Source organism: Bradyrhizobium sp. S3.7.6 (assembly GCF_054061875.1).
In genome coordinates this window covers 8,333,907-8,357,386 of record NZ_JBSSEQ010000001.1, presented here as the reverse complement: position 1 = coordinate 8,357,386, position 23,480 = coordinate 8,333,907, and the positions used below count along the sequence as shown (strand labels likewise).

Genomic DNA, 23,480 nt, shown 5'->3' with positions numbered 1-23,480 from the left:
GCAATTGCGTAGGGAAAATCAAGCTTCATACTTCCACCGCCTTTGTCGGCAAATCAGCCGTTTGAACGATGCGCCGATCGCGAAAGACCCTACAAGAGGGCATTGTCTGAGCCTTGCGGATTGCCATGACCGTCTTCCAGCTGAAACAGCTCGCATCCACCTCCGTCCACGCCGCGGCCGACGCGATCGGCTGGAACTACGACCGTGCCGAATTGATCGCGGACGGCGTGATCCACGCGATCGGCGTGTTCTGCGGCATCGTCGCCGCCACGGTCCTGGTGGTGCTGACGGCGGTTTATGCCGACGCCACCAACATCGTCGGGGTCTCGATCTATGTCGCCGGCCTGCTCTCGATGCTGGTGCTGTCGGCGACCTATAATCTCTGGCCGGTCTCGCCGGCCAAATGGCTGCTGCGGCGGTTCGACCATTGCGCGATCTATCTGCTGATCGCGGCGACCTATACGCCGTTCATCCTCGAGGTGAGGGACACTGTGTTCGCGCTGGTGCTGCTCGGCGGCGTCTGGTGCGTCGCGATCCTCGGTATCGTGCTGAAACTTCTCTACCCCGGCCGGTTCGACCGCGTCGCAGTCGGAATCTATCTCGCGATGGGCTGGAGCGGCGTGATGGTCTACGACGCCGTGGTCAAGGCGCTGCCTGCGCTGGTGCTGGGCTTCATCCTTGCGGGCGGCCTGCTCTACAGCTTTGGCGTGATCTTCCATGCCTGGCGGCGGCTGCGCTTCCAGAATGCGATCTGGCACGGCTTTGTCTTGGCCGGCGCGGCGTGCCATTATACCGCGGTGCTCGACCTCGTGTTGAGCTGAGCAAGATCCGCGAAGCGGAATTAGCGAAGCGGTATAAGATAGCGAAGCGCTATCCGAAAAGAGAAGCGCTACAAGACAAAGAGGAGACGTCGCATGCAGGTGACCGGCAAGGTCGTGGTCGTCACGGGCGGCGCAAACGGCATCGGCAAGGCGCTGTGCGAGGCCTTCCACAAGGCGGGTGCCGCCAAGGTCGTCGTCGCGGACATGGACGCCGCCAATGCAAGAGCCGTCGCCGCCACGGTGGATGGTGCGGCCTTCAGATGCGACGTCGCGCAGGAAAAAGAGATCGCCCACGTCATCGAGGAGACCGAGCGGCAGTTCGGCCCGATCGAATTGTTCTGCTCCAATGCCGGCATCGGCGGCGGCTTCGATCCGATGTCGGTGAATGCCGGCGGCGCCTCGGACGAGCCCTGGCAGCGGAGCTGGGCGATCCATGTCATGGCCCATGTCTATGCGGCGCGGTATCTCATTCCCCGCATGAAGGCGCGCGGCGGCGGCTATTTCCTCAACACGATCTCGGCGGCAGGCCTGCTGTCGCAGGTCGGAAGCCCCGCCTATTCCACCACCAAGCACGCCGCGGTCGGCTTTGCCGAAAATCTTGCGATCTCGCACAAGGCGGACAATATCAAGGTCTCGATCCTCTGTCCGCAGGGCGTCGACACCAACATGCTGCGCTCGATCCCGAAGGGCCCGCAATCCGGCGACGGCGATCTCACGCCGGAGCAGGTCGCGAAAGACGTGCTCGCCGGCCTCGCGCAGGAGACCTTCCTGATCCTGCCGCACCCCCAGGTGCTCGGCTACATGCGCAAGAAGACCGAGAATTACGACCGCTGGATCGGCGGCATGGCCAAGATCCAGGCGAAGATGCGGGAGGAGTTCGGGAAGTAGCCGGCGCAGTTTCCGCGATTGACCCTGTCATGCCCCGCCTAGTGCGCAATTGCGTACGGGGGGCGGGACACCTAGCTACGCCGCCGACTCCCCCTCGTCCTCCATCCGGCTCTGCCGCAGCGCCCGCGCATAGAGCATCATGCCCTCGCGCACCGTGCGCTGCTCGGTCTCTGTCAGCGCGGCCAGCGCGCCGCGCACCTGCTGGCGTCCGAACGCGTGCAGCGCCTCCAGCGTGCGCCGGCCCTTCGCCGTCAGCGACAACAGCTTGCTGCGCGCATCGGCTTCATCAGGCGTCTCCCGCAGCTCGCCGCAATCGACCAGCTTGCGCACCAGGCGGCTGACGCTGGATTTCTCCAGCCGCAGGAAATCGCCGAGCTCGCCTGAGTTCATCGGGCCGCGGATGCCGATCTCCAAAATGGTGTGCACCGCCGAGGGCGGATAGTCCGAGGCCGCCACCGTCGCATCCATGAAGCCGAGCTCCCGCACCATCAATCGCGAGGCGGCGCGGATGTCGTCGATCAGCGCAAGCTCGGCCATCTTGACTCCCAGCATATAGTTGTATCATACAACTATATGCGCGCAACGTCGCGCGCAAGCGTTTTGGAGTGAGCCATGAGCGGAACTGTGCCGGCCGGGATGCGGATGAGAGGCAAGGTCTGCCTCGTCACGGGCGGCGGCAGCGGCATCGGCCGCGCCACGGCGCTGCGGATGGCCTCGGAAGGCGCCGAGGCGATCGTCGTTGCGGGGCGGCGCGAAGCCGAAATCAAGGACACCGCCGCAGCGTGCCGGGAGCTCGGCGCTGACTCGATCGCGATCCAAACCGACATCACGCAAGAGGATGACGTCGAACGTCTGGTTCGCACGGCGGTCGAGCGTTGCGGCCGGCTCGATGTCGCCTTCAACAATGCCGGATTCCAGGAGCGCCGTGCGCCGCTGGAAGAGCAGGGCACGGAGATCTACGACACGGTGTTCGACACCAATGTCCGTGCGCTGTTCCTGTGCCTGCGCCATCAATTGCCGGCGATGCTGGCGCAGGGCCGCGGCAGCATCGTCGTCAACGCCTCCGTCAGCGGCGTGCGCAATCCCAATCCCGGCTTCTCGCTCTACTCGGCCTCGAAGGCCGCCGCGATCTCGCTGACACGCTCGGCCGCGATGGAGAATGCCCCGCGCGGCATCCGCATCAACGCGATTGCGCCGGGCCGGGTCGTCACCGACATGATGCTGCGCGCCGGCGTCGGCGATGTCGCGACCGTCAGTGCGGGCCTGCCGCTGCGGCGGATGGGGAGCCCGGAGGAAGTCGCGGAGGCCGTGGTGTGGCTGTCGTCCGACGCGTCATCCTATGTCGTCGGGCACGTGCTGGCGGCGGACGGGGGATTCTTGGCGTCGTGATGTCGTAGTCGTAGTTCGTAGCCCGGATGGAGCGCAGCGTAATCCGGGGCCGACTCGCTTGCGGCACGATTCCCGGATTTCGCTTCGCTCCATCCGGGCTACGCGCCCCCCTAATGCTTCTGCCCGTACAGCACCGGCACCGTCGAATCCACGACGACCTCGACGAGGCTCGTCCCCTCGAACGCCATTCCGCGCTCGAGCGCCTCGCCCAGTTCCGCGGCCTTGCTCACCCGCACCGCATGGCAGCCCATGCCCTCGGCGAGCCTGACGAAATCGATCCCCGGCAGTTCCAGCCCCGGCACGTTCCTCACCTGCATCACCTGGCTGAACGAGCGCATCGCGCCGTAGCCGGAATTGTTGATGACGACAATGGTCAGCGGCAGTTTTCGTTGCGCGGCGGTCCACAGCGCCTGGATCGAATACATCGCCGAGCCGTCGCCGATCAGGCACACCGTCCGCTGCTTCGGCTTGCCGAGCGCCATGCCGACCGCGGCGGGCAGCGAGTAACCGAGGCCGCCGCTCGCCATCGTGTAGAAACTGTCCTGGCCGCGCATCGGCATGAACTTCTGCATCGCCGGCCGGTGCGAGGGCACTTCCTCGACCAGTGACGCGTCGTCCGGCATCGCCTGCGACAGCGTATGCAGCAGGAATTCAACCGGCAGCGGATCGGCGGCCTGCGGTGCCGACGGCAGCGTGCGGCCCTTTGGCGTGGCGCGTTTGCTCTCCGGCAGCAGGTCGAGCAGCAGGCTGAGCGCCGGCTTCATCGTCGCGACGATGCTGGTGCCGACCGGCGTCACCGCGGCCGCGTCCGGATCGTCGGTGATCTGGAAGATCGTCGCGCCGCTGTCGAAGATCGCGGCATGGCCCTCGACATGAAAGGTGAACACGGGCGCGCCGATAACCACGACCACATCGTGCTCACGCAGCGCGTCGGACAGCTGCGCCGGCGAGGCGTGCAGGAAGCCCGCGAACTGCGGATGACGCTCGGGGAACGAGCAGCGCGCGGAGAACGGGCTGACCCAGACGCTGGCCCTGGCCTTCTCGGCCACGCGCACCATCAAATCGACCGCGCCGGCGCGGTCGACGCCGGGGCCGACCACGAGGGCGGGATTCTTGGCTGAGCCGAGCGCGGCGACCAGCGCCTTCATCGCGTCAGGCTCGGGCCCGATCTCGCGGCTGACCTTGCGCGCATCGACCGGTGCGGTCGCATGGGCCCAATCGTCGATCGGGATCGACACGAAGGTCGGCCCGCAGGGCGGCTGCATCGCGGTGTAATAGGCCCGCGCGATCGCGGCCGGAACGTCCTCGGGCCGGGCCGGCTCGACGCTGTACTTGACGTAAGGCCGCGGGAATTCCGAGGCGCGCTCGGCATAGAGGAACGCCTGCAAGGGCAGGATCGAGCGCGCCTGCTGGCCCGCGGTGATCACGAGCGGCGTCTGGTTGCGGTGCGCGGTGTAGATATTGCCGAGCGCGTTGCCGACGCCGGCCGCCGAATGCAGATTGACGAAGCCGGCATTGCGCGTCGCCTGCGCGTAACCATCGGCCATGCCGACGGCGGAGGCTTCCTGCAACGCCAGCACATAGTCGATATCATCAGGCCAGTCGCTCAGGAACGGCAGCTCGGTCGAGCCGGGATTGCCGAACACCCTGTCGATGCCCAGCGAGCGCAGCAGATCGAGCGTCGCCTGCTTCACGGTGACGGACTTGCTGCCGCTCTTGCCGTTCTTGGCCATGGTTTCCGTCCCCTGTAAATTCCTCATCCTGAGGAGCGCGGAACGCGCGTCTCGAAGGATGAAGGCCCGGCTGGTGGCCTCGCCCTTCGAGACGCGCGCGAAGGGGTGCGCTCCTCAGGGTGAGGGTCTAATAGCGGTGCCTACCACACCGCCGTGCCCTTCATCGTCGGCTGTCCCTCCGCATTCGCGGTCCACAGCTCCAGGCCCGTCTCGGTCTCGTTGGCGTTGATGGAGAACTCGGTGCCCTCGAACAGCGGCTGAAGGCCGCGATAGGTGAATTTCCTCGGCGCCTTGCCGTCGTGCAGTTTCGCCGCCATCTCCACGATCAGCGCCGCTTGCAGCGGGCCGTGGAAGATCAGGCCCGGGTAACCCTCGACCTTGGTGACGTAGTCACGGTCGTAATGGATGCGGTGGCCGTTGAAGGTCAGCGCGGAATAACGAAACAGCAGCACGGGATCGGACACATGCGTCTCGCGGTGCTGCGCCTTGGGCGGCGGGGGCGGGGCCCTGGCGCCGGCGGGCGCGCTGCTCGTCATCTCGCGATAGACGATGTCCTGCCGCTCGCGGATGGCAACGCCCCGCGGCGACGAGATGCTGTGTTCGACCGAGACGAAGCACAGCGTGCCGGTCGAGCCCGATTTCACCTGGACGTCGGCGATGCGCGAGGTCCGCGTCGATTCATCGCCGACGCGCAAGGGCTGCAGGAACTCGATCTCGCCGCCGGCCCACATCCGGCGTGGCAGCGGCACCGGCGGCAGGAAGCCGCCGCGGGTCGGATGGCCGTCGGGTCCCAGCATCGACATCGGAAACACCGGCTGCGCCAGGCACCAGTGTACCGTGAACGGCGCGGCGTCACCCTTTTTGGGCTCGCCGACCTCCTGGAACAGCGTCGCGCGCAGGCCCTTGACGAGCTGCGCGGTGACGATGTCGGTGGCCTCGGTGCTGCGGCCGATCCATTGCCGCAAGTGATCGATGTCGAGCTTCTCGGTCATGACGCCTCGCTCTTGTTATGACTTCTTGGCCGGCCGCTCGCCGATGCCCGGCACGGCGCCGTAGCTGCGGGTGTCGCCGACGATGATCGGCGCCGGCGCGGGATAGCTGACGCGCCCCTGCGGCGTGTCGACCTCGATGCGGCGCAGATGCGGATGATTGGTGAGGTCGGCCATGGTGTTGACCTCGGCAAAGGCGATGTCGGCGTCCGACAGCCGCTTCAGCAGCTCGTCGCGCGTCATCTTGCCGAAGATATCTGCGACCGTCGTGTCGGTGAAATCGCGATTGCGCACGCGCTCGACCATGTTGGCGACGCGCGGATCGGCCGGCAAATCGGGCTGGTCGAGCACCTTGACGCAGAGCGTCTTCCACTCGCGCTCGCTCTGGATCGAGATCAGGATGTCCTTGCCGTCCTTGGAGGTGAACACGCCGTAGGGCGCGATCGAGGGATGGCGCAGGCCCATGCGCTTGGGCGGATTGCCGGCTTCGGAATTGAGCAGCGGCACGGTGCACCAGTCGGCCATCACGTCGAACATGGAGATGCGGATGTCACAGCCCTTGCCGGTGCGCCCGCGCGCGATCAGCGCTTCCAGGATCGCCGCATGCGCGGTCGCGCCGGTCGCGACGTCGACGATCGACATGCCGACCCGCGAGGCGCCGTCAGGGTTGCCGGTGATCGAGGCAAGGCCGCTCTCGGCCTGGATCAGCAGGTCATAGGCCTTGCGGTGGGCGTAGGGACCTTCGTCGCCATAGCCGGTGATGGTGCACGAGATCAGCTTCGGATAGTCCTTCAGCAGCCGCTCGCGCGAAAAGCCGAGCTTGTCCATCGAGCCCGGCTTGAGGTTCTGGATCAGCACGTCCGCGCTCGCGATCAGCTTCTCGAGCTCGGCGCAGCCTTCCTTGGTGGCGAGATCGACCACCGCCGATTGCTTGCCGCGGTTGAGCCACACGAAATAGCTGCTCTGGCCCTTGGCCGCCGCGTCATAGCCGCGGGCGAAATCGCCCTCGGGCCGCTCGATCTTGATCACCTCTGCGCCGGCGTCTGCCAGCCGCGACGAGCAGAACGGCGCCGCGACCGCCTGCTCGACCGCAATCACCCTGATCCCGTCCAATGCTCCCATGATGCGACCTCAGTACGAGCGGGGCATGCCGAGCACGTGCTCGGCGACGTAGGACAGCACGAGGTTGGTCGAGATCGGCGCCACCTGATAGAGCCGCGTCTCCCGGAATTTGCGCTCGACGTCGTACTCCTCGGCGAAGCCGAAGCCGCCATGGGTCTGGATGCAGGCATTCGCTGCCTCCCAGGACGCATCGGCTGCCAGCATCTTGGCCATGTTGGCTTCGGCGCCGCAGTCGAGCCCGGCTTCATATTTGCGCGTGGCTTCCTTCACCATCAGCTCGGCCGCGCGCATCGAGGCGTAGGCCTTGGCGATCGGGAACTGAATGCCTTGATTCTGGCCGATCGGCCGGCCGAACACCGCGCGCTCCTTGGCGTAGTTCGTGGCCTTGGCAATGAACCATTTGGCGTCGCCGACGCATTCGGCCGCGATCAAAATGCGCTCGGCATTCATGCCGGAGAGGATGTAGCGGAACCCCTTGCCTTCCTCGCCGATCAGATTCTCCGCCGGCACCTTCATGTCGGTAAAGAACACTTCGGTGGTGGCGTGGTTCATCATGGTGCGGATCGGGCGGATCTCGAGGCCGTTGTTCTTGGCCTCGCGCATATCGACGATGAAGACCGAGAGACCATCGGTGCGCTTCTTGCTCTGCTCCTTCGGCGTGGTGCGCGCCAGCAGCACCATCAGGTCGGAATGCTCGGCCCGGCTCGTCCAGATCTTCTGGCCGTTGACGATGTAGCTGTCGTTGCCTTCCTTGCGCGCAAACGTCTTCAGCGAGGAGGTGTCGGTGCCGCTGGTCGGCTCGGTAACGCCGAACGCCTGAAGCCGCAATTCGCCGCTGGCGATCTTCGGCAGGTACTTCGCCTTCTGCTCGTCATTGCCGTGCCGCAGCACGGTGCCCATCGTGTACATCTGGGCGTGACAGCCACCGCCGTTGCAGCCGGCGCGTTGGATCTCTTCGAGAATCGCAGCCGCGGCGGAAAGCTTCAGGCCCGCGCCGCCATATTCCTCGGGGATCAGCACCGAGAGATAGCCGGCCTGCGTCAGCGCGTCGACGAAGGCCTTGGGATAGGCCATCTCGCGATCGAGCTTGCGCCAGTATTCGCCGGGAAACTGCGCGCAGAGTTTTGCGACGGCTTCGCGGATGTCGGCGTGATCTTCGGTGTGGTGTTCTTCACTCATGGCGTTTCCCGTATCTAGCGGCAGTCAAGATAACGCCGGCCGACCCTCTGGCGTTGTGAAAACATCGCCAGCCCCCTATGCTCATTTGCTATAGCGTATGAAGTAGCCTTCGAGGATTGGCAAGCATGGATTTCCGGCAGCTCAGGACCTTCAGTTGCGTGGCGGAGCTCGGCAGCCTCTCCAAGGCGTCCGACACGTTGCGCGTGGCGCAGCCGGCGCTGAGCCGGCAGATCAAGCTGCTGGAACATGAGCTGCGCACCGAATTGTTCACCCGCAACGGCCGCGGCATGGTGCTGACGGAAGCCGGCCGTCTCCTGCTGGCACGCACCTCCGGCATCGTGCGGCAGATCGACCAGATCCGCGACGACATCCAGTCGACCAAGGGGCCGCCGTCCGGCCAGGTCGTGCTCGGCCTGGTTCCGACCGTGAGCTGCGTGCTGTCGGCGCGCTTTGCGCGCCGCTGCGTCGAAAAATTTCCCGGCATCTCGCTGCGCATCGTCGAGAGCTACAGCGGCCATCTCGTCGAATGGCTGCATCGCGGCGAGATGGATCTGGCCATCCTCTACGGCCGCTCCGCCGATCTGCATCTCAACGTGGAGAGCCTCGGCCGCGACAATATCGTCGCGGTTGGCCCGCGCGGCTGCGGCCTCGCGCGCAAGAAGAGCGTCGATGTCGGCTGGCTGCTGCGCCAGCGGCTGGTGCTGCCCAGTCATTCCCACGGTCTCCGCGCGCTGATCGAGCACGCCGCCGCCCAGCGCAAGATCAAGCTCAACGTCCAGCTCGAGGCGGATTCGTTCCGCGTGTTGACGAGCCTCGTCGAGGAAGGCCTCGGCTTCGCGCTGCTGCCGCCCTCGTCGGTCCACGGCGAGGTCGCCGACGGACGGCTGGAGACCGCGCCCGTATCCAAGCCGATGACGCGCGAGCTCATTTTCGCCTCTCCGATCGACCGTCCGGCCTCAACGGCGTCGCTCGCCATCACGACGCTTCTGCGCGAGGAAGTCGCTGCCTGCCGCAAGGAAGGCCTGTGGGACATCAAGTTGAGTTAGATGCACGCGTGTCCTAGAACAGCCGCGCGCCAACTTGGCTTCGCATCTGGCGCGACCTGTCATGCCGGAATTTTATAGCTGGGCTGGACGATGCGTGAGCGTGCGCTCCCAGCCTCACCCTCAGTGTCATCGCCCGCGAAGGCGGGCGATCCAGTATTCCAGAGGCTGCAGTGCTCGAGCCGAGAGGCCGCGGCGTACTGGATGCCCCGCCTTCGCGGGGCATGACAGTGGGGCCTACCCCGGAATCCTCACCGGCAGCGACTCATAGCCCTTGATGAAGCTCGAATAGATCCGTTTGGGCTCGCCGACCACCTCGATGCGGTCGAAGCGCTTCAGCATCTCCTCCCAGACGATCCGAAGCTGCAGCTCGGCCAGCCGCATGCCGACGCAGCGGTGGATGCCGAAGCCGAAGGAGAGGTGGGTGCGCGGGCGGGGGCGGTCGATGATGAAGTCGTTCGGCTTCTCGAACATCTCCTCGTCGCGGTTGCCCGAGACGTACCACATCACGACGCGGTCGCCCTTCTTGATATGCTTGCCGCCGATTTCGGTGTCGGCAAGCGCGGTACGCCGCATATGCGCCAGCGGCGTCTGCCAGCGGATCACCTCGGGCACCATGGAGTCGATCAGCTCCGGATTGGCGCGCAGCTTGTCGAACTGGTCCGGGTTCTCGCTCAGCGCCAGCACCGAGCCGCTCATGGTGTTGCGCGTCGTGTCGTTGCCGCCGACGATGAGCAGGATGATGTTGCCCATGAGATTGTCCGGGTCCATGAAGCGCGTCGCGTCGTTATGCGCCATCAGCGACAGCAAATCGTTGCGCGGCGCGGAGTTGACGCGTTCGTTCCAGAGCTTGGACATGTAGGCGTAGCACTCGTCCATCTCGCGGCGGCGCTCTTCGGCCGAGGCGACGATGCCGCTCTTGGGCAGCGCGGTCGCGACATCAGACCAGCGCGTCAGCTTGCGGCGTTCTTCCCAGGGGAAGTCGAACAGGGTCGCCAGCATCTGCGTCGTCAGCTCGATCGAGACGCGTTCGACGAAATTGAAGGTCTCGTTGCGGGGCAGATTGTCGAGCACGGTCTGCGAGCGCTGGCGGATCAGTTTTGCCAGCTCGTCCAGATGCGTCGGCGTGAACATCGGCGACACCGTCTTGCGCTGCGCCGAGTGCTGCGGCTGGTCCATCGCGATGAAGCTCGGCCAGTCATAGCCCTGCGGCACGTCGCGGATCCCGATGCCGCCGAGCGTCGAGTCCGAGGAGAAGATGCCGTGACTGGTGTCGACATGCATGATGTCGTTGTACTTCACCACCGACCAGTACGGCTCGATCGGCGCATTGGTGCAGTAATGCACTGGCTCTTCCTTGCGCAACCGCTCGAACCACGGCCACAAGGTGTCGTCCTGGAACAGCCGGGGTGCGCCGGGGTGGAATTGCGCCAGCGGCGTCGCATAGGCCTCCTCGCGGGCCCTGCGCATGCGTTCGGCGTTGTCGGTTTTGACCGGAGTCTGGATGTTCATGGTAGTAGCTCCAGTGTTTCTCTTTCTCCCCGCAAGCGGGGAGAGGGAGTGATCTCACGCCGTAATCTTCACCGGCAAGGTTTCAAGTCCCTTTACGAAACTCGAATAGACCCGCTTGGGTTCGCCGACCACGTCGATATGGTCGAAGCGCTTGAGGATCTCTTCCCAGATAATCTTGAGCTGAAGTTCGGCAAGCCGCAAGCCGACGCAACGGTGAATGCCGAAGCCGAAGGACAGATGCGTGCGCGGGCGGGCGCGGTCGATGATGAAATCGTAGGGCTTTTCGATCGCTTCCTCGTCGCGGTTGCCCGAGACGTACCACATCACGACCTTGTCACCTTGCTTGATCTGCTTGCCGCGGAACTCGAAGTCGGCAAGCGCGGTGCGGCGCATATGCGCCAGCGGCGTCTGCCAGCGGATCACCTCCGGCACGAAACTGTCGAGCAGGCCGGGGTTCTCGCGCAGCTTGCGATACTGCTCCGGATGCTGGCTCAGCGCGTAGATCGATCCCGACATCGTGTTGCGGGTGGTGTCGTTGCCGCCGACGATCAAAAGGATGAGATTGCCGAGGAAGTTTTTTGCATCCATGTCGCGCGTCGCGGCGCCATGCGCCATCATCGAGAGCAGGTCGCTCTTCGGCGGCTGCTCGATACGCTCCTTCCACAGCCGCGCGAAATAGCCCGCGCATTCCGTCAGCTCTGCCTGCCGTTCGTCTTCGGTGGCGACGAGGCCGTCCGGCCCGGGAATGGTGGTGGCGATGTCAGACCAGCGCGTCAGCTTGCGGCGGTCCTCCCAGGGAAAGTCGAACAGCACCGCGAGCATCTGCGTGGTGAGCTCGATCGAGACCTTGTCGACCCAGTCGAACACCTGGCCCACGGGCAGATTGTCGAGGCACTCGGCGGAGCGCTCGCGGATGCTGAGCGCGAGATTGTCCAGATGCGTCGGTGTGAACATCGGCGCCACGGTCTTGCGCTGCGCCGCGTGGCGCGGCGGATCCATCGAGATGAAACTCTCGCGGCGCAGATCCGGGTCGATGTCGCGGATGGTGATGCCGCCGAGCGCAGAGGCCGAGGAGAACACCGAATGGTTGGTCTCGATCTCCATGATGTCGTTGTAGCGCGTCACCGACCAGTACGGCCCGAACATCGAGTCCTTGCAATAGTGCACGGGATCTTCGCGGCGCAGCCGATCGAAATACGGCCAGAACGTATCGGTCCTGAACAACTCGGGATCGCCCGGATCGAACTGCTCCAGCGGCAGTGACGTGGCGCGCGCGCGTAGCTCGTCGAGCTTCGCCGCGCTCTCGATGGTCCCATGCATGACCGCTCTCCCTGACATGAACCGCGCGTTCTCGTTGAATTCTGCGCTGCGGTATTTGATTTGCAATTACAGCCGGTTGTCTGCGTCGGAGCAAGGGAGACTTTTGCCACATCCAACCTTTGCGAGAGGTGGCTAGATGCGTAGCCCGGATGGAGCGGAGCGAAATCCGGGATTCGGGCCTCCATTGGCGCTGTCCCGGATTACGCTCCGCTCCATCCGGGCTACGGATCAGCAACCGTCACGCAGATGTGTCAACGTGATCTCCCGCACCCCCGCGCCTGCGGAATCATGCGAGAAATCGAGGTAAATCGAACCCAGCCATCTTGGGGATCGACCAAATCTCTGATCTATAGTTTGACCGTATCAGGTCCGCACCCCGAGGTTGCCGCCGTGAACGACATGCAATGGGCCCCCATCGGGTCCGAACCCTTACCCCCGCCGCTGCCGCCCACGCGGGTCGACTTCACCGGCAACCGCTCCGAGTTCCGCAAAATGGTCACCAAGGGTGCCATGCTTGAGCTCGTCACCTTCGGCTTCTACCGGTTCTGGCTGGTCACCGACATCCGCCGTCATTTGTGGACGAACACCGCGGTCGACGGCGATGCCGCCGAATACACCGGCCGGGCCAAGGAGCTGCTGGTCGGCTTCCTGTTCGCGCTCGCGATCCTGGTGCCGATCTACCTCGCTTATTTTCTCATCGGCATCGAGTTCGAGCGCTGGCAGGGCTTTGCCTCGACGCCGCTGTTCATCAGCTTCTATGCCTTCGGCCAGTTCGCGATTTTTCGCGCGCGGCGCTATCGCCTGACGCGCACGGTCTGGCGCGGCGTCCGGTTCTGGATGGACGGTTCGGGCTGGGCCTATTCGTTCCGCGCCATGGCGTGGGGCCTGCTGGTGTTCCTCACCCTCGGCCTGGCGCTGCCCTGGCGCGAGGCGTCGCTCGAACGCTACAAGATGCGGCACACCCATTACGGCGATCTCCCCGGCGATTTCGAAGGCGACGGCTGGACCTTCTTCAAGCGCGGCTGGTGGCTGTGGCTCTTGAGCCCGATCGCGCTCGTGATCTTCCCGCTCGCCCCGTTCTTCTATGCCGAGTTCAAGGCGCGTGAATGGCGCTGGTGGCTCGACGGCATCCGCATCGGCGGTGTCAGCCTGTCCTCGGAGTTGCCGCACAACGCGTTCTACGGCCTGTACTGGAAAGTGATCGGCTGGTGGATGCTGCTTTCGACCATTTTCGCCGCCTATATGGGCGGCGGTGCCTTGCTCGTCGTCCAGCTGAGTGGCGTTCCGGCTGATCAGGTCTTCGGCCCCGGAAATGCCGGCAAGAGCATCCCGATGCTGGTCATGATGGTCATCGGCTATTTCGCCGTGGCGCTAGCGATCAACATCGTCATGCGGGTCTATCTGCAGCGCGATCTCTGGGCCAAGGTGCTGGAAACCGTCGAGGTGCATAACATCGGGGCCGCGGCGGATGTACGCGGCAGCGGTGAGCTTGCCAGCGCGCTCGGCGAAGGCTTTGCCGATGGGCTCGATGTCGCGGGATTCTGATCTGTGAGTGAGTTGTCCACCGAGGTTCCGGCGCAGTCCGCCAAGCCGACGATCTTCTTCGACGGCGTGTCGAGCCGCAGGCGGGAGGTGTCGCTGGCGCTCGGTGACGCGCTCGACATCGTCGAGGAGGGCGGAGCGCCGGTTCGCTGGACCTATGCCGACATTCGCCGCGCCGACAGTCCGGCCGGGATATTGCGCCTGGCCTCGACATCCGCGCCGCCGCTGGCGCGGCTTGAAATTCGCGACGCCGCGCTCGCCGCCGACGTGACCGCCCGCTGCATGCGTCTCGACGAGCACCAGACCTCGCGCCGCGGTGTCGCAAAGATCGTCGGCTGGTCGGTGGCCGCCGCCGTCTCCATCGTTTGCGTCGTGCTGTTCGGTGTGCCGCTCGCTGCCGACCGGCTCGCGCCGCTGGTGCCCAAGCCGATCGAACGGCGCATCGGCGACGCCTCCGAAGTCCAGGTGAAAACCATCTTCGGCCGCAAAGCATGCGAAGACCCCGCGGGCAAGGCCGCGTTCACAAAACTGGTCAATCGTCTGCGCGATGCCGCCGGCCTCGACGACGATTCCATGACGGCCGGCGTGCTGCCGACCTCGGTGCCGAACGCATTCGCGCTGCCTGGCGGCAAGGTGTACGTGCTGAGGGGCCTGGTCGACAAGGCCGAAAACCCCGACGAGCTCGCCGGCATCCTTGCCCATGAGCTCGGCCATCTCAAGCATTACGACAACATGCGCGGGCTGATCTACAACGGCGGCACCTCGTTCCTGATCGGCCTGTTGTTCGGCGACGTCACCGGCTCGAGCGCTGTGATCTTTGCCTCGCGCAGCGTGGTCGAAGCCTCCTATTCGCGCGAGGCCGAGACCGCCGCGGATACGTTCGCGATCGAGATCATGCACAAGCTCGGCCGCTCGCCGAAACCCGCGGCCGAATTGATGTTCCGCATCACCGGCAAGGAAGGCGGCTCCGGCCTCACCACGATCCTGGCGAGCCACCCGCTCACCGAAGACCGCCTCGCGCGCATGACGAAGGAAGATCGTCCCGCCAGCGGCCCGCCGCTGCTGACGGACAAGGAATGGCAGTCGCTCAAGCTGATTTGCGGCAGCGGGAAGATCTAGAGCGTTTTCGAGCGAAGTGGCGACCGGTTCGCGTGAAGAAAACGCGTCAAAAAAGAGCTCCGCGCCTACCGCGTCCCGTAAGCGCGGTCGCCGGCATCGCCGAGGCCCGGCAGGATAAAGCCGTTCTCGTCGAGACCTTCGTCCACCGCAGCCGTCCAGATCGGAACGTCGGGATGCAGTCCGCGCAGCCGTTCGAGCCCTTCAGGGGCCGCGATCAGGCAGGCGAGGCGGATGTCCCTGGCGCCGCGCTCCTTTAGTCGGTCGATCGCGGCGACGGCCGTGTTGGCGGTGGCGACCACCGGGGTCACCACGATCGCCAGGCGCTCGCTGAGATCGGACGGCGATTTGAAGAAATATTCGACCGCGGCAAAACTGTGCGGCTCGCGGTAGAGGCCGATATGGGCGACGCGCGCGGTCGGTACCAGATCCATCATGCCGTCGACGAAGGTCGTGCCGGCGCGCAGCATCGGCACGAACACCAGCTTCTTGCCGGCGATCTTGGCCGAATGCATCGTCGCCAGCGGCGTCTCGATGACGGTATCGGCGAGCGGCAGATCCCGCGTGATCTCGTAGCACAGCAGCATGCCGATCTCCTTGATCAGCTCGCGGAAGGACTTGGTCGAGATGGATTTGTCCCGCACCAGCGTCAGCTTGTGCTGCACCAGCGGATGATCGACGATCGTGACGCCTTCCATGATGGGATGCTCCTGAAATTCATCGATACGCAATGGATTACGCTGCGGACGAATGGATTAAAAAACCGTGCCGTCGCTGATCACCTTGAGCGGCGGTGCGCCGTCGGGTCGGCGCGCGAAGGCGATAGCGCGGCCGGCAGCCCAGCTGCCACCTTCGAGAATGCTCGCGAGGGGCAGGGTCTCGGGCTTGCGGCCGAGCCTGGCGCGGATGCTGCCCGCAAGCCGGTCGAGCAGCGCAACGGTGAGCGCGCGCCATTCTACGACGAGCAGGGAATCCACAGCATGCGCGCGCTCGGCATCGCCGGGATCGCGCAGGCGCAGTACCTCGTGATCGACGAACAGGCCGCCATTGCGGTATTCGGCTAGTCCGGTGAGGCCGTCGATGTCGGTGACGTCAAAGCCGGCGCGCTGTAGCGGTTCGATTAGCGAATAGCTCAGCCATTGCGACAGCTTGTGCAGGGGCACGAGGCCTGCCGTTCCGTCGTCCGTCTCGATCGCCGGATGACGCCAGCAATCACCGAGCGGAATCCCGGCAAGCTCGAGCCGTGACGGCCAGATCGGTCCAAGCTGGTTCAGCACTGCGGACAGGATGGCGGGCGCGGCGACCGCGCCGCCCACAGCCTGCGCCGCGATGTGATCGAACAGGCCGCCTGGCCGCGGCGTATCGTGCAGGCCGAAAATGTCCGCGCGCTCGGCAACCAGCTTGCCAAGGCGTCGCAGCAGATCAGTGCGTCCGTCGAGACTGAGCAGCGGATTGGCATCGCTCACCTGAAAGGCCGAGGTGAGGGAGGCCAAGGGCAGTTTCGCCAGCACGTCTGCATCGGCCCTGAACGGCGCACGCGCATCGCCGGAGAACAGGCCGGCTGCAAACATGTCGAGGCTTGCGATGGCAAGCCCCTCCGATCGGCCGATACTTTCGCCGGTCACGGCATCGCGATAGCGCCACGTGGCTCCCGCGCCTGCGTCGAGCAGCACGCTGACGATGGCGAGGTCGAACTCCGCGCGCGCACGTGCCGCGCGATCCGGCCACGATACTTTGTCGGCAAGGCCCGCCCAGCGATCGACGCCGCCGAGCACGAAATGCCGCCAGCGGGCATGGAAGGGGATATCCAGCGTCGGATAGGCTTTGCGCGTGACCGCGACCACGGCATCCGCAACGCCATCCATCCGATCGAGATCGATCGTGAAATGATTGAGCCCGCCGGCAAGGCCGATCTCGAGCATTTTGCCGGCACGCGCACGAACAGCTCCTGCGCTGAGCAGGGAGCGGGCCTGTTGTTCCAAAGCCTCCGCCATCGCGCGATCAGTACTTTTCCAGCGAGCGCCCGACCACGCCGTTCACATCCTTCTCCGGCGCGATGTCGGTCGAGTAATAGCCGGCGGCCTTCTTCGCGGCGATCTCGACATAGGCGTCGGCCGGGATCAGCTCCGGCGGGATCGGCACGCGCTCGACGATGTCGATGCCCTGCGAGGTCAGTGCGTCATGCTTCATGTCGCTCATCGACAGGAAACGGTCGATGCGCTTCAGGCCGAGCCAGTGAATGGTATCCGGCATCAATTGCTGGAAGCGCGCGTCCTGGACGCCGGCAACGCATTCGGTGCGCTCGAAATAGGCGGCCGCCGCGTCGCCGTCCTCCTGGCGCTTGCGCGCATTGTAGACCAGGAATTTGGTGACCTCGCCGAGCGCGCGGCCTTCCTTGCGGTTGTAGATGACGAGCCCTAGCCCGCCCTCCTGCGCGCCGCGCGCGGATTCCTCGATGCCGTGGATCAGATACGGACGGCAGGTGCAGATGTCGGAGCCGAACACGTCGGAGCCGTTGCACTCGTCATGCACGCGGCAGGTGATCTTGGTGCGGTGGTCCGGCAGTTTTGTCACATCGCCGAACATGTAGACGGTGGTGCCGCCGATCGGCGGCAGGAATACCTTCATGTCCGGCCGCGTCACGAGCTCGGGGAACATGCCGGCGGTCTGCTCGAACAGCGTGCGCCGCAGCTCGGTCTCGCCGGTGCCGAAGCGCGTCGCAAGGCCCGGCAGGTACCAGACCGGGTCGATCGCGATCTTCACCACCGACACGCTGCCATTGGCGTGCACGACCTCGCCGTCGGCGCGCAGCCGTTTTGCGGCGAGCGCCTCGCGGATCTCCGGCAGGTCGAGCCGCGCGCGCGTCACCGCGATGCTTGGACGGATGTCGACGCCCTCGGCGATGTCCTTGCCGAAATTCTCCGCGACGAGATGCCCCCAGGGATCGAGCGCGACGATCTTGTCGGGATCGCGCCATTGCTCGAACGGTCCGATGGTCGCGGCCGGAAAGGTGTTGGTGAGGTCGGGCCGGCGGATCGGATCGAGCGCGCCTGCGGACACCGCGAGCGCCCGGTACATCGCGTAGGAGCCGCCATGGCTGCCGATCACGTTGCGATCCCCAGCGCGCGACACCGTGCCGATGATCGGCCCCCGGGCGCGCGCGTCGGCTGCGCCCCAGTGAATCGGAAACGCGGCCTTTTTGCCCGGCTCCGGGTGGGAGGTCAGGCGGATGTGATCGGTACGGTTCGCGCGGCTCATGTCCAGGCTCCCAAAAAGCCGACGGCCCGCCGCTCGGACGGGCCTGGCTCACCTGCGTTGCCGGTGCCGAACACCGGCGATGCAAGCTCAATCCAACATATTGTAGCGGCTGGCGACGACAGACAAGTTAATGGTACCGCGCCGGGCAGGCGATCATGGCCAAATTCCCGTCATCGACGGGCCGGTCGGGCTCGCCTGGATGCCGCGCCTTCGCCCCGGCCGAACCCTGCTATTCGATCCGCGCGATAGGTCTAAGGATTTGAAATAGTTTTATTTTTTATGTTTTCAAGAGGGTGTCCTGCAAGTTGCGCCACCGCGGTGCCTTGGGCTGGACCGGACCCACATAATCGGACAAATAGGTCGCCTCTCGCTTGGAGACTGCCATGCCCACCGCCAGCTACATCGACCCCCGCAACGGACAGCTCTATCCGCTGGACCAGCCGCGCTGGTGCTCGGATGAGCGCACGCCGCTGCTGGTGACGCCGGGACCAGGCATATCGCGCGCGGACATTGACGGCGCCACGCGCTCGCTCTGGCGCTACCGGGCGGCGCTGCCGGTCGAGATCAAGAAGCCGATCACGCTCGGCGAAGGCTGCACACCGCTGGTCCAGCAGGACTGGGGTGATTTGCGTCCGTTCTTCAAGCTCGAATGGTTCAACCCGACCGGCAGCTTCAAGGACCGGGGCTCTTCGGTGATGCTGTCGTTCCTGCGGCAGATCGGCGTCGACGCGATACTGGAGGATTCTTCGGGCAATGGCGGCTCGTCGATGGCGGGGTTGGGTGCCGCCGGCGGCATGCGCGTGAAGATCCTGGCGCCGGCCTCGACGTCGCCGGCCAAGATCGCGCAGGTGCGCGCCTATGGCGCGACGGTTCAGCTCGTCGAGGGCCCGCGCGAGGAGTCGGAAGCCGAAGCCATCCGCCAGTCGAGCCAGACCTTCTATGCCAGCCACAACTGGCAGCCGTTCTTCCTCGAAGGCACCAAGTCGCTCGCCTATGAAATCTGGGAAGACCTCGGTTTTCGCGCACCCGACAACGTCATCGTTCCCGTTGGCGCAGGCAGCAGCCTCCTCGGTTGCGCCTTCGGCTTCCGCGAGCTGCTGAAAGCCGGGCAGATCGCGAAGCTGCCGCGCCTGTTCGCGGCGCAGCCGCTGAACTGCTCGCCGATCGATGCCAGCTTCAAGGCGGGTGTCGACACGCCGGTCGCCCGCGAGGTGAACAAGACCGTCGCCGAAGGCACCGCCATCAAGAATCCGCTGCGCCTGCGCGAGATCATCGGGAGCTTGCGCGAGAGCGGCGGCGGCACCGTTGCGCTGACCGAGGACGAGATCGTCGCCGCGTTGCGGCGTCTTGCGCGGCAGGGATTGTTTGCCGAACCGACCAGCGCCAGCGCGGCCGCTGCGCTTGAGAAACTCTCCGGCGCCGGATCGATCAAGGCGAACGAGACCACGGTCGCGGTCCTCACCGGCACCGGCCTGAAAGCCGCGACCACCGTCGCCGATCTCGTGCAGTAGGGGCGGAGGAGGCGCGCCGCTTACCCTCCAGGGGAGGGTAAGCAGTACCTCACTCCTTCAAATCATTCACGCGCTTCACCCAGGCGCGCACATCGGCGAGCACTTGGGGCAGCACCGCCCTGACCTCCTGCACGGTCATGCCGGCCTTGATGCGGGGATCGTAGAGCAGGTTGAGGATGTACTGGTCGTAGACGTCGAAATAGCCCATCGACACATTGTCGTTGAACATGGTCCACGGCACGCTCGCGGTGTCGTTGATTGGGCCGAGCGATTGCAGCAGTTCCTCATAGGCGCAGTCGAGGAAGGTGAAATCGCCGTTGTCGACGGTGAGGATCACGTCGGAATGCTCGATCTCGAAATTGTCGTTCTTGCGGAAGCCGGACAGGCATTGCGGATCGAGCGAGGTGCGGATCTCGCGCGCCTTCTCCGCGCCGTAGAAGCTGGAAATCGTCCGAAACAGGTCGCGGTCGCGAACCAGCTTCACCCGCACGTTCGCGGCTTCGCTGGTGTCGATCATGGCGATGTCGAGATGCTGCACGCGCCTGCCGATGTCGGCCACGACCTTGGCGAGCTGCGTCTTGCGGTCGGCGCGCTCGCTCTCGGCGTAGACGCGCACCGGCCCGTCGAATTTCCGGATGCGGTCGACGCGGCCGGCGAGGTGGTATTCGGCGCCGAACGCCGTCTTCAGAAAGCCTTCGACGATCTCGCCGTCGGTGAAGCTCTTCTTCTCGGCGCGCTGGCGCGAGGCGATCGCGGGCAATTCGCCCGCGACGGCGATGGTAGCGGTGTCAGGGGCGAACGCGAAAGTGGCGAGCGCCAGCAGGGCGATGCGAAAGCCTGACGAAGGCGGGGCCAATGCGCTCATTGCGTCCCGACGCTGCCGTATTCGGCAGCGACGCACAAGACCGCATATTCACGCGCCCTGCGGGTTCCCGCAGTTCGCCGACGGCTAGTTGTTGAGCACGACCACCTTGGTGCCGACCGAGACGCGGCTGTAGAGATCGCTGACGTCCTCGTTGGTCATGCGGAAGCAGCCCGAGGACACGGCCTGGCCGATCGTCTCCGGCTCGTTGGAGCCGTGGATGCGGTAGAGCGTCGAGCCCAGATACATCGCGCGCGCGCCGAGCGGATTCTCGATGCCGCCCTTCATGTGGCGCGGCAGGTCGGGCCGGCGGGCCAGCATCTGCGACGGCGGCGTCCAGTCCGGCCATTCCTTCTTGGCGGTGATCCTGTGCACTCCGCCCCAGCGGAAGCCGTCGCGGCCGACGCCGATGCCGTAGCGCAGCGCCTGGCCGTTCTGGAGCACCAGATACAGGCGGCGCTCGCTCGTGTTCACCACGATCGTGCCGGGGGCGTAATTGCCGTTGTACATGATGGTGGTGCGGGGGATCGGGCTAGAGCCGCCGCGGAAGAAGCTCGGGCCGAAGCCCATGATCTCGCGCGAGTCGAACCCCTCGGCGAATGCGCCGCCGGCGGTGGCCGACAGCAGTGCGATGGCGGCAATCGGCGCGGCAAAAAATCGGATCATTGTTTCCCCCAGCAAAAAAATCGGATTCAACTGAAGTTACAGGCCATATTTGCGGGCTTTTCGCAAGCCACGGCCCCGTGAGGGAGATCATCCTTAACGTTTGGCGTTACCAAACCGGCAACCACGCTAATTTGCCTGAAAGCATTAGCCAAACAAGCGCATCGTCGCGCGGAGCAGGCCAGCGATGCCGGCTATTGCTTTGACGGAGGCGGCGAACAATGATTGATCGAGCGGACATTTGAATATTGCCGGTTGCAGGGAGCTTTGGGATGAACGGTGCGGAAAGCCTGGTGCGGACGATGGTCAAGGGTGGGGTGGATGTCTGCTTCACCAACCCAGGCACCTCCGAGATGCATTTTGTCGCGGCGCTCGACCGCGTGCCGGGCATGCGCTGCGTGCTCGGCCTGTTCGAAGGCGTGGTGACCGGCGCCGCTGACGGCTATTTCCGCATGAAGGGCACGCCCGCCTCGACGCTGCTGCATCTCGGCCCCGGCCTGGCCAATGGCCTGGCCAATCTGCACAACGCCAAGAAGGCGAATTCCGGCATCGTCAACATCGTCGGCCAGCATGCGGTCTACCACATCGACTACAACGCGCCGCTGACCTCCGACATCGAGGGCCTGGCCCGGCCGATGTCGTCCTGGGTCCGCACTTCGCCGGACTCCAAATCGGTTGCAGCTGACGGCGCCGCGGCGATCGCCGCCGCCAAGAGCGCACCGCCACAGATCGCGACCCTGATCCTGCCCGCCGACACCGCCTGGAACGAGGCCGATGGCATCGCCGAGGTACCGGCCGAGCAGCAGCGCGCCAGCTATTCGCCGCAGGCGGTCGAGCGGGCCGCGAAGATCCTGCACGGCGACGGCGAGGGTACGCTGCTGCTGATGACCGGCAGCGCGCTGAGCGAACAGGGCTTGGCGCTGGCCGAGCGTATCGCCGGCAAGACCGGCTGCACGGTGATGGGCCCGACCTTCCGTCCCAAGATGGCGCGCGGCCGCGGCCGCTATTCGATCGACCGCATTCATTACGTGATCGAGAACGCGCTGCCGATGCTGGCGAAGTTCCGGCACATCGTGCTAGTCGAGTCCGATGATCCGGTGGCGTTCTTCGCCTATCCGAACAAGCCGAGCATGCTCAAGCCCGAGGGCTGCGAGGTGCATCGCATGACCTCCTGGGGCGAGAATTCGGTCGCGGCGCTCGAAGCACTGGCCGGCGCGGTGAAGGCGAGCGCGAAGGACGTCAAGCCGCAGGCCTTGGCTGAGCTGGTGAAGCCGACCGGCGCGCTGACTTTTGCCTCGATCGCGCAGGCGATCGCATGCGCCATCCCCGAGAACGCAATCATGGTCGACGAATCCCTGACCACCGGCCGCGGCTTCTTCCCGCCGACGGCGGCGGCCGCTCCGCACGACTGGCTCCAGAACATGGGAGGTTCGATCGGCTTCTCCACGCCGCTGTCGATCGGCGCCGCGATCGCATGTCCGGACCGCAAGGTGATCACCATGGTCGGCGACGGCAGCGCGATGTACACGATCCAGTCGCTGTGGACGCAGGCCCGTGAGAACCTCAACATCGTCACCATCGTGTTCGCCAACCGCATCTACCAGATCCTGCGCGGCGAGTTCGACAATGTCGGCGCCGGCGAGCCCGGCCAGCGCGCCAACGACATGCTGCGGCTTGACCGTCCGACGCTGGACTTCGTCGCGCTGGCGAAGGGCATGGGCGTCCCCGGCCGGGCCGTCACCAATGCCGAAGAGTTCAACAAGGCTCTGGCCGAAGCCGTCGCCGAGCCCGGGCCGCGGCTGATCGAAGTCCAGATGTAGGGCGCAGCATCAGGGAGCGCCGAGGGCCGGGGGGCAAGATGCAGACCGAGCTGAACAAGGTGATCGCGGCGCTCCGGGACTTCTACGCTCACGAAGGATTCTTGTTCGAAAAGGACGTCGGCGAGCGGGCGGTGACGCACCGCTTCGCCGTCTATCTGGAGCGGCAATTCGCCGGCTGGTCAGTCGATTGCAACTACGACCGCCTCGGCGAGCGCACGCTGCATCTGCCGCACGGCACCATCGTCTCCACCGACGATCATCTGGGAAAATCGATCTACCCCGACGTCGTCGTGCATCAGCGCGAGATCCCGAACAACCTGCTCGCCGTCGAGATCCGCAAGGCGAGCAATCACACCTCGCTCGACCACGACCAGCACAAGCTGATGGCGCTGACCGACGCGCATGTCTGGTTCGCGTACTGGATCGGCGTACTGCTGGTGCTGGACAGGCAGCAGGTGACGATTTCGGAAGTCTATGTCAGCGGCGTCGTTGATCAACCGCTGTCGCTATGGTTTGCGGCGCGGCTGGAGGAGAGCGGACTGGGGGCCGCGCATAAAACTGCGTCGTAGCGGGTTGAAGTCCGAATTGAATTCGGACGGCAGCAAGACCCTCCCCGTTCCCTCTCCCTTGTGGGAGGACCGACAGTCACCGCAGCGTCATGGCCGGGCTTGTCCCGGCCATCCACGCCTTGCCACGTGGTACTGAGAACGTG

21 protein-coding genes are annotated in these 23,480 nt (G+C 65.2%); 9 read left to right on the top strand and 12 right to left on the bottom strand.

The genetic code is table 11. The features are described from left to right. Positions 1-125 precede the first annotated feature (125 nt). Together trhA and ACVJ5M_RS40305 are read left to right on the top strand one after the other, a co-directional pair. Positions 126-821 (top strand): PAQR family membrane homeostasis protein TrhA, encoded by a 696-nt coding sequence (trhA, locus tag ACVJ5M_RS40310; protein ID WP_354098070.1) that lies wholly within the window; start codon positions 126-128, stop codon positions 819-821. 93 nt (positions 822-914) lie between these two features. Then, complete coding sequence (locus ACVJ5M_RS40305; RefSeq protein ID WP_063985431.1) at positions 915-1,709, top strand: SDR family oxidoreductase; 795 nt, start codon at positions 915-917, stop codon at positions 1,707-1,709. A 75-nt stretch (positions 1,710-1,784) separates the two neighbouring features. Here ACVJ5M_RS40305 and ACVJ5M_RS40300 read toward each other — a convergent pair whose 3' ends face one another. After that, positions 1,785-2,246, bottom strand: coding sequence for a MarR family winged helix-turn-helix transcriptional regulator (locus tag ACVJ5M_RS40300; RefSeq protein WP_084795397.1), 462 nt, complete (start codon positions 2,244-2,246; stop codon positions 1,785-1,787). 75 nt (positions 2,247-2,321) lie between these two features. Here ACVJ5M_RS40300 and ACVJ5M_RS40295 point away from each other — a divergent pair, with 75 nt between their 5' ends. After that, positions 2,322-3,098 carry an SDR family NAD(P)-dependent oxidoreductase gene (locus tag ACVJ5M_RS40295; protein WP_283017701.1) on the top strand — a complete coding sequence of 259 codons (777 nt, stop codon included), beginning with the start codon at positions 2,322-2,324 and terminating at the stop codon, positions 3,096-3,098. Between the two features lie 110 nt (positions 3,099-3,208). On the opposite strand, the gene mdlC is transcribed toward ACVJ5M_RS40295, so the two are convergent. The 4 genes from mdlC to ACVJ5M_RS40275 form a co-directional block, all read right to left on the bottom strand. Then, the gene (mdlC, locus tag ACVJ5M_RS40290; protein WP_063985428.1) at positions 3,209-4,831 is read right to left on the bottom strand and encodes a benzoylformate decarboxylase; all 1,623 of its coding nucleotides are present in this window, start codon (positions 4,829-4,831) and stop codon (positions 3,209-3,211) included. A gap of 140 nt (positions 4,832-4,971) precedes the next feature. Next, complete coding sequence (locus tag ACVJ5M_RS40285; RefSeq protein ID WP_063985427.1) at positions 4,972-5,823, bottom strand: FAS1-like dehydratase domain-containing protein; 852 nt, start codon at positions 5,821-5,823, stop codon at positions 4,972-4,974. 15 nt (positions 5,824-5,838) lie between these two features. Next, the gene (locus ACVJ5M_RS40280) at positions 5,839-6,942 is read right to left on the bottom strand and encodes a CaiB/BaiF CoA transferase family protein (RefSeq protein WP_063985426.1); all 1,104 of its coding nucleotides are present in this window, start codon (positions 6,940-6,942) and stop codon (positions 5,839-5,841) included. A gap of 9 nt (positions 6,943-6,951) precedes the next feature. Then, complete coding sequence (locus ACVJ5M_RS40275) at positions 6,952-8,121, bottom strand: acyl-CoA dehydrogenase family protein (RefSeq protein WP_063985425.1); 1,170 nt, start codon at positions 8,119-8,121, stop codon at positions 6,952-6,954. A 125-nt stretch (positions 8,122-8,246) separates the two neighbouring features. Here ACVJ5M_RS40275 and ACVJ5M_RS40270 point away from each other — a divergent pair, with 125 nt between their 5' ends. Next, positions 8,247-9,167: a LysR substrate-binding domain-containing protein gene (locus ACVJ5M_RS40270; protein WP_063985424.1), complete on the top strand. Its 921-nt coding sequence runs from the start codon at positions 8,247-8,249 to the stop codon at positions 9,165-9,167. Between the two features lie 234 nt (positions 9,168-9,401). Here ACVJ5M_RS40270 and ACVJ5M_RS40265 read toward each other — a convergent pair whose 3' ends face one another. Further along, complete coding sequence (locus tag ACVJ5M_RS40265; protein ID WP_063985423.1) at positions 9,402-10,676, bottom strand: cytochrome P450; 1,275 nt, start codon at positions 10,674-10,676, stop codon at positions 9,402-9,404. A gap of 54 nt (positions 10,677-10,730) precedes the next feature. After that, positions 10,731-11,996 (bottom strand): cytochrome P450, encoded by a 1,266-nt coding sequence (locus ACVJ5M_RS40260; RefSeq protein ID WP_063985422.1) that lies wholly within the window; start codon positions 11,994-11,996, stop codon positions 10,731-10,733. Positions 11,997-12,386: 390 nt separating this feature from the next. Between ACVJ5M_RS40260 and ACVJ5M_RS40255 the strand changes: the two genes are divergently transcribed. Both ACVJ5M_RS40255 and ACVJ5M_RS40250 read left to right on the top strand, forming a co-directional pair. Beyond that, positions 12,387-13,541 carry a YjgN family protein gene (locus ACVJ5M_RS40255; RefSeq protein WP_063985421.1) on the top strand — a complete coding sequence of 385 codons (1,155 nt, stop codon included), beginning with the start codon at positions 12,387-12,389 and terminating at the stop codon, positions 13,539-13,541. Between the two features lie 3 nt (positions 13,542-13,544). Further along, complete coding sequence (locus ACVJ5M_RS40250; protein ID WP_063985420.1) at positions 13,545-14,657, top strand: M48 family metallopeptidase; 1,113 nt, start codon at positions 13,545-13,547, stop codon at positions 14,655-14,657. Positions 14,658-14,722: 65 nt separating this feature from the next. On the opposite strand, the gene upp is transcribed toward ACVJ5M_RS40250, so the two are convergent. The 3 genes from upp to ACVJ5M_RS40235 are packed head-to-tail and all read right to left on the bottom strand — an operon-like array spanning position 14,723 to position 17,912. Then, positions 14,723-15,352 carry a uracil phosphoribosyltransferase gene (upp, locus tag ACVJ5M_RS40245; protein ID WP_014492299.1) on the bottom strand — a complete coding sequence of 210 codons (630 nt, stop codon included), beginning with the start codon at positions 15,350-15,352 and terminating at the stop codon, positions 14,723-14,725. Positions 15,353-15,409: 57 nt separating this feature from the next. Beyond that, on the bottom strand, positions 15,410-16,648 hold the full coding sequence (locus tag ACVJ5M_RS40240; protein WP_063985419.1) for a URC4/urg3 family protein: 1,239 nt from the start codon (positions 16,646-16,648) through the stop codon (positions 15,410-15,412). A 7-nt stretch (positions 16,649-16,655) separates the two neighbouring features. Continuing rightward, on the bottom strand, positions 16,656-17,912 hold the full coding sequence (locus ACVJ5M_RS40235) for a GTP cyclohydrolase II (protein ID WP_014492301.1): 1,257 nt from the start codon (positions 17,910-17,912) through the stop codon (positions 16,656-16,658). A 383-nt stretch (positions 17,913-18,295) separates the two neighbouring features. Here ACVJ5M_RS40235 and ACVJ5M_RS40230 point away from each other — a divergent pair, with 383 nt between their 5' ends. Beyond that, positions 18,296-19,423, top strand: a complete 1,128-nt coding sequence (locus tag ACVJ5M_RS40230; protein ID WP_063985418.1) for a threonine synthase — start codon at positions 18,296-18,298, stop codon at positions 19,421-19,423. A 49-nt stretch (positions 19,424-19,472) separates the two neighbouring features. Here the strand turns inward: ACVJ5M_RS40230 and ACVJ5M_RS40225 are convergent, their stop codons facing one another. Together ACVJ5M_RS40225 and ACVJ5M_RS40220 are read right to left on the bottom strand one after the other, a co-directional pair. Beyond that, positions 19,473-20,288, bottom strand: a complete 816-nt coding sequence (locus tag ACVJ5M_RS40225; protein ID WP_063985417.1) for a DUF2927 domain-containing protein — start codon at positions 20,286-20,288, stop codon at positions 19,473-19,475. An 84-nt stretch (positions 20,289-20,372) separates the two neighbouring features. After that, positions 20,373-20,951, bottom strand: a complete 579-nt coding sequence (locus ACVJ5M_RS40220) for a L,D-transpeptidase (protein WP_063985416.1) — start codon at positions 20,949-20,951, stop codon at positions 20,373-20,375. Between the two features lie 269 nt (positions 20,952-21,220). Here ACVJ5M_RS40220 and ACVJ5M_RS40215 point away from each other — a divergent pair, with 269 nt between their 5' ends. Continuing rightward, the gene (locus ACVJ5M_RS40215; RefSeq protein WP_028151250.1) at positions 21,221-22,768 is read left to right on the top strand and encodes an acetolactate synthase large subunit; all 1,548 of its coding nucleotides are present in this window, start codon (positions 21,221-21,223) and stop codon (positions 22,766-22,768) included. Positions 22,769-22,806: 38 nt separating this feature from the next. Then, a complete protein-coding gene (locus ACVJ5M_RS40210) occupies positions 22,807-23,337 on the top strand; it encodes a hypothetical protein (protein WP_063985415.1) in 531 nt (176 codons plus the stop codon). Positions 23,338-23,480 lie beyond the last annotated feature (143 nt).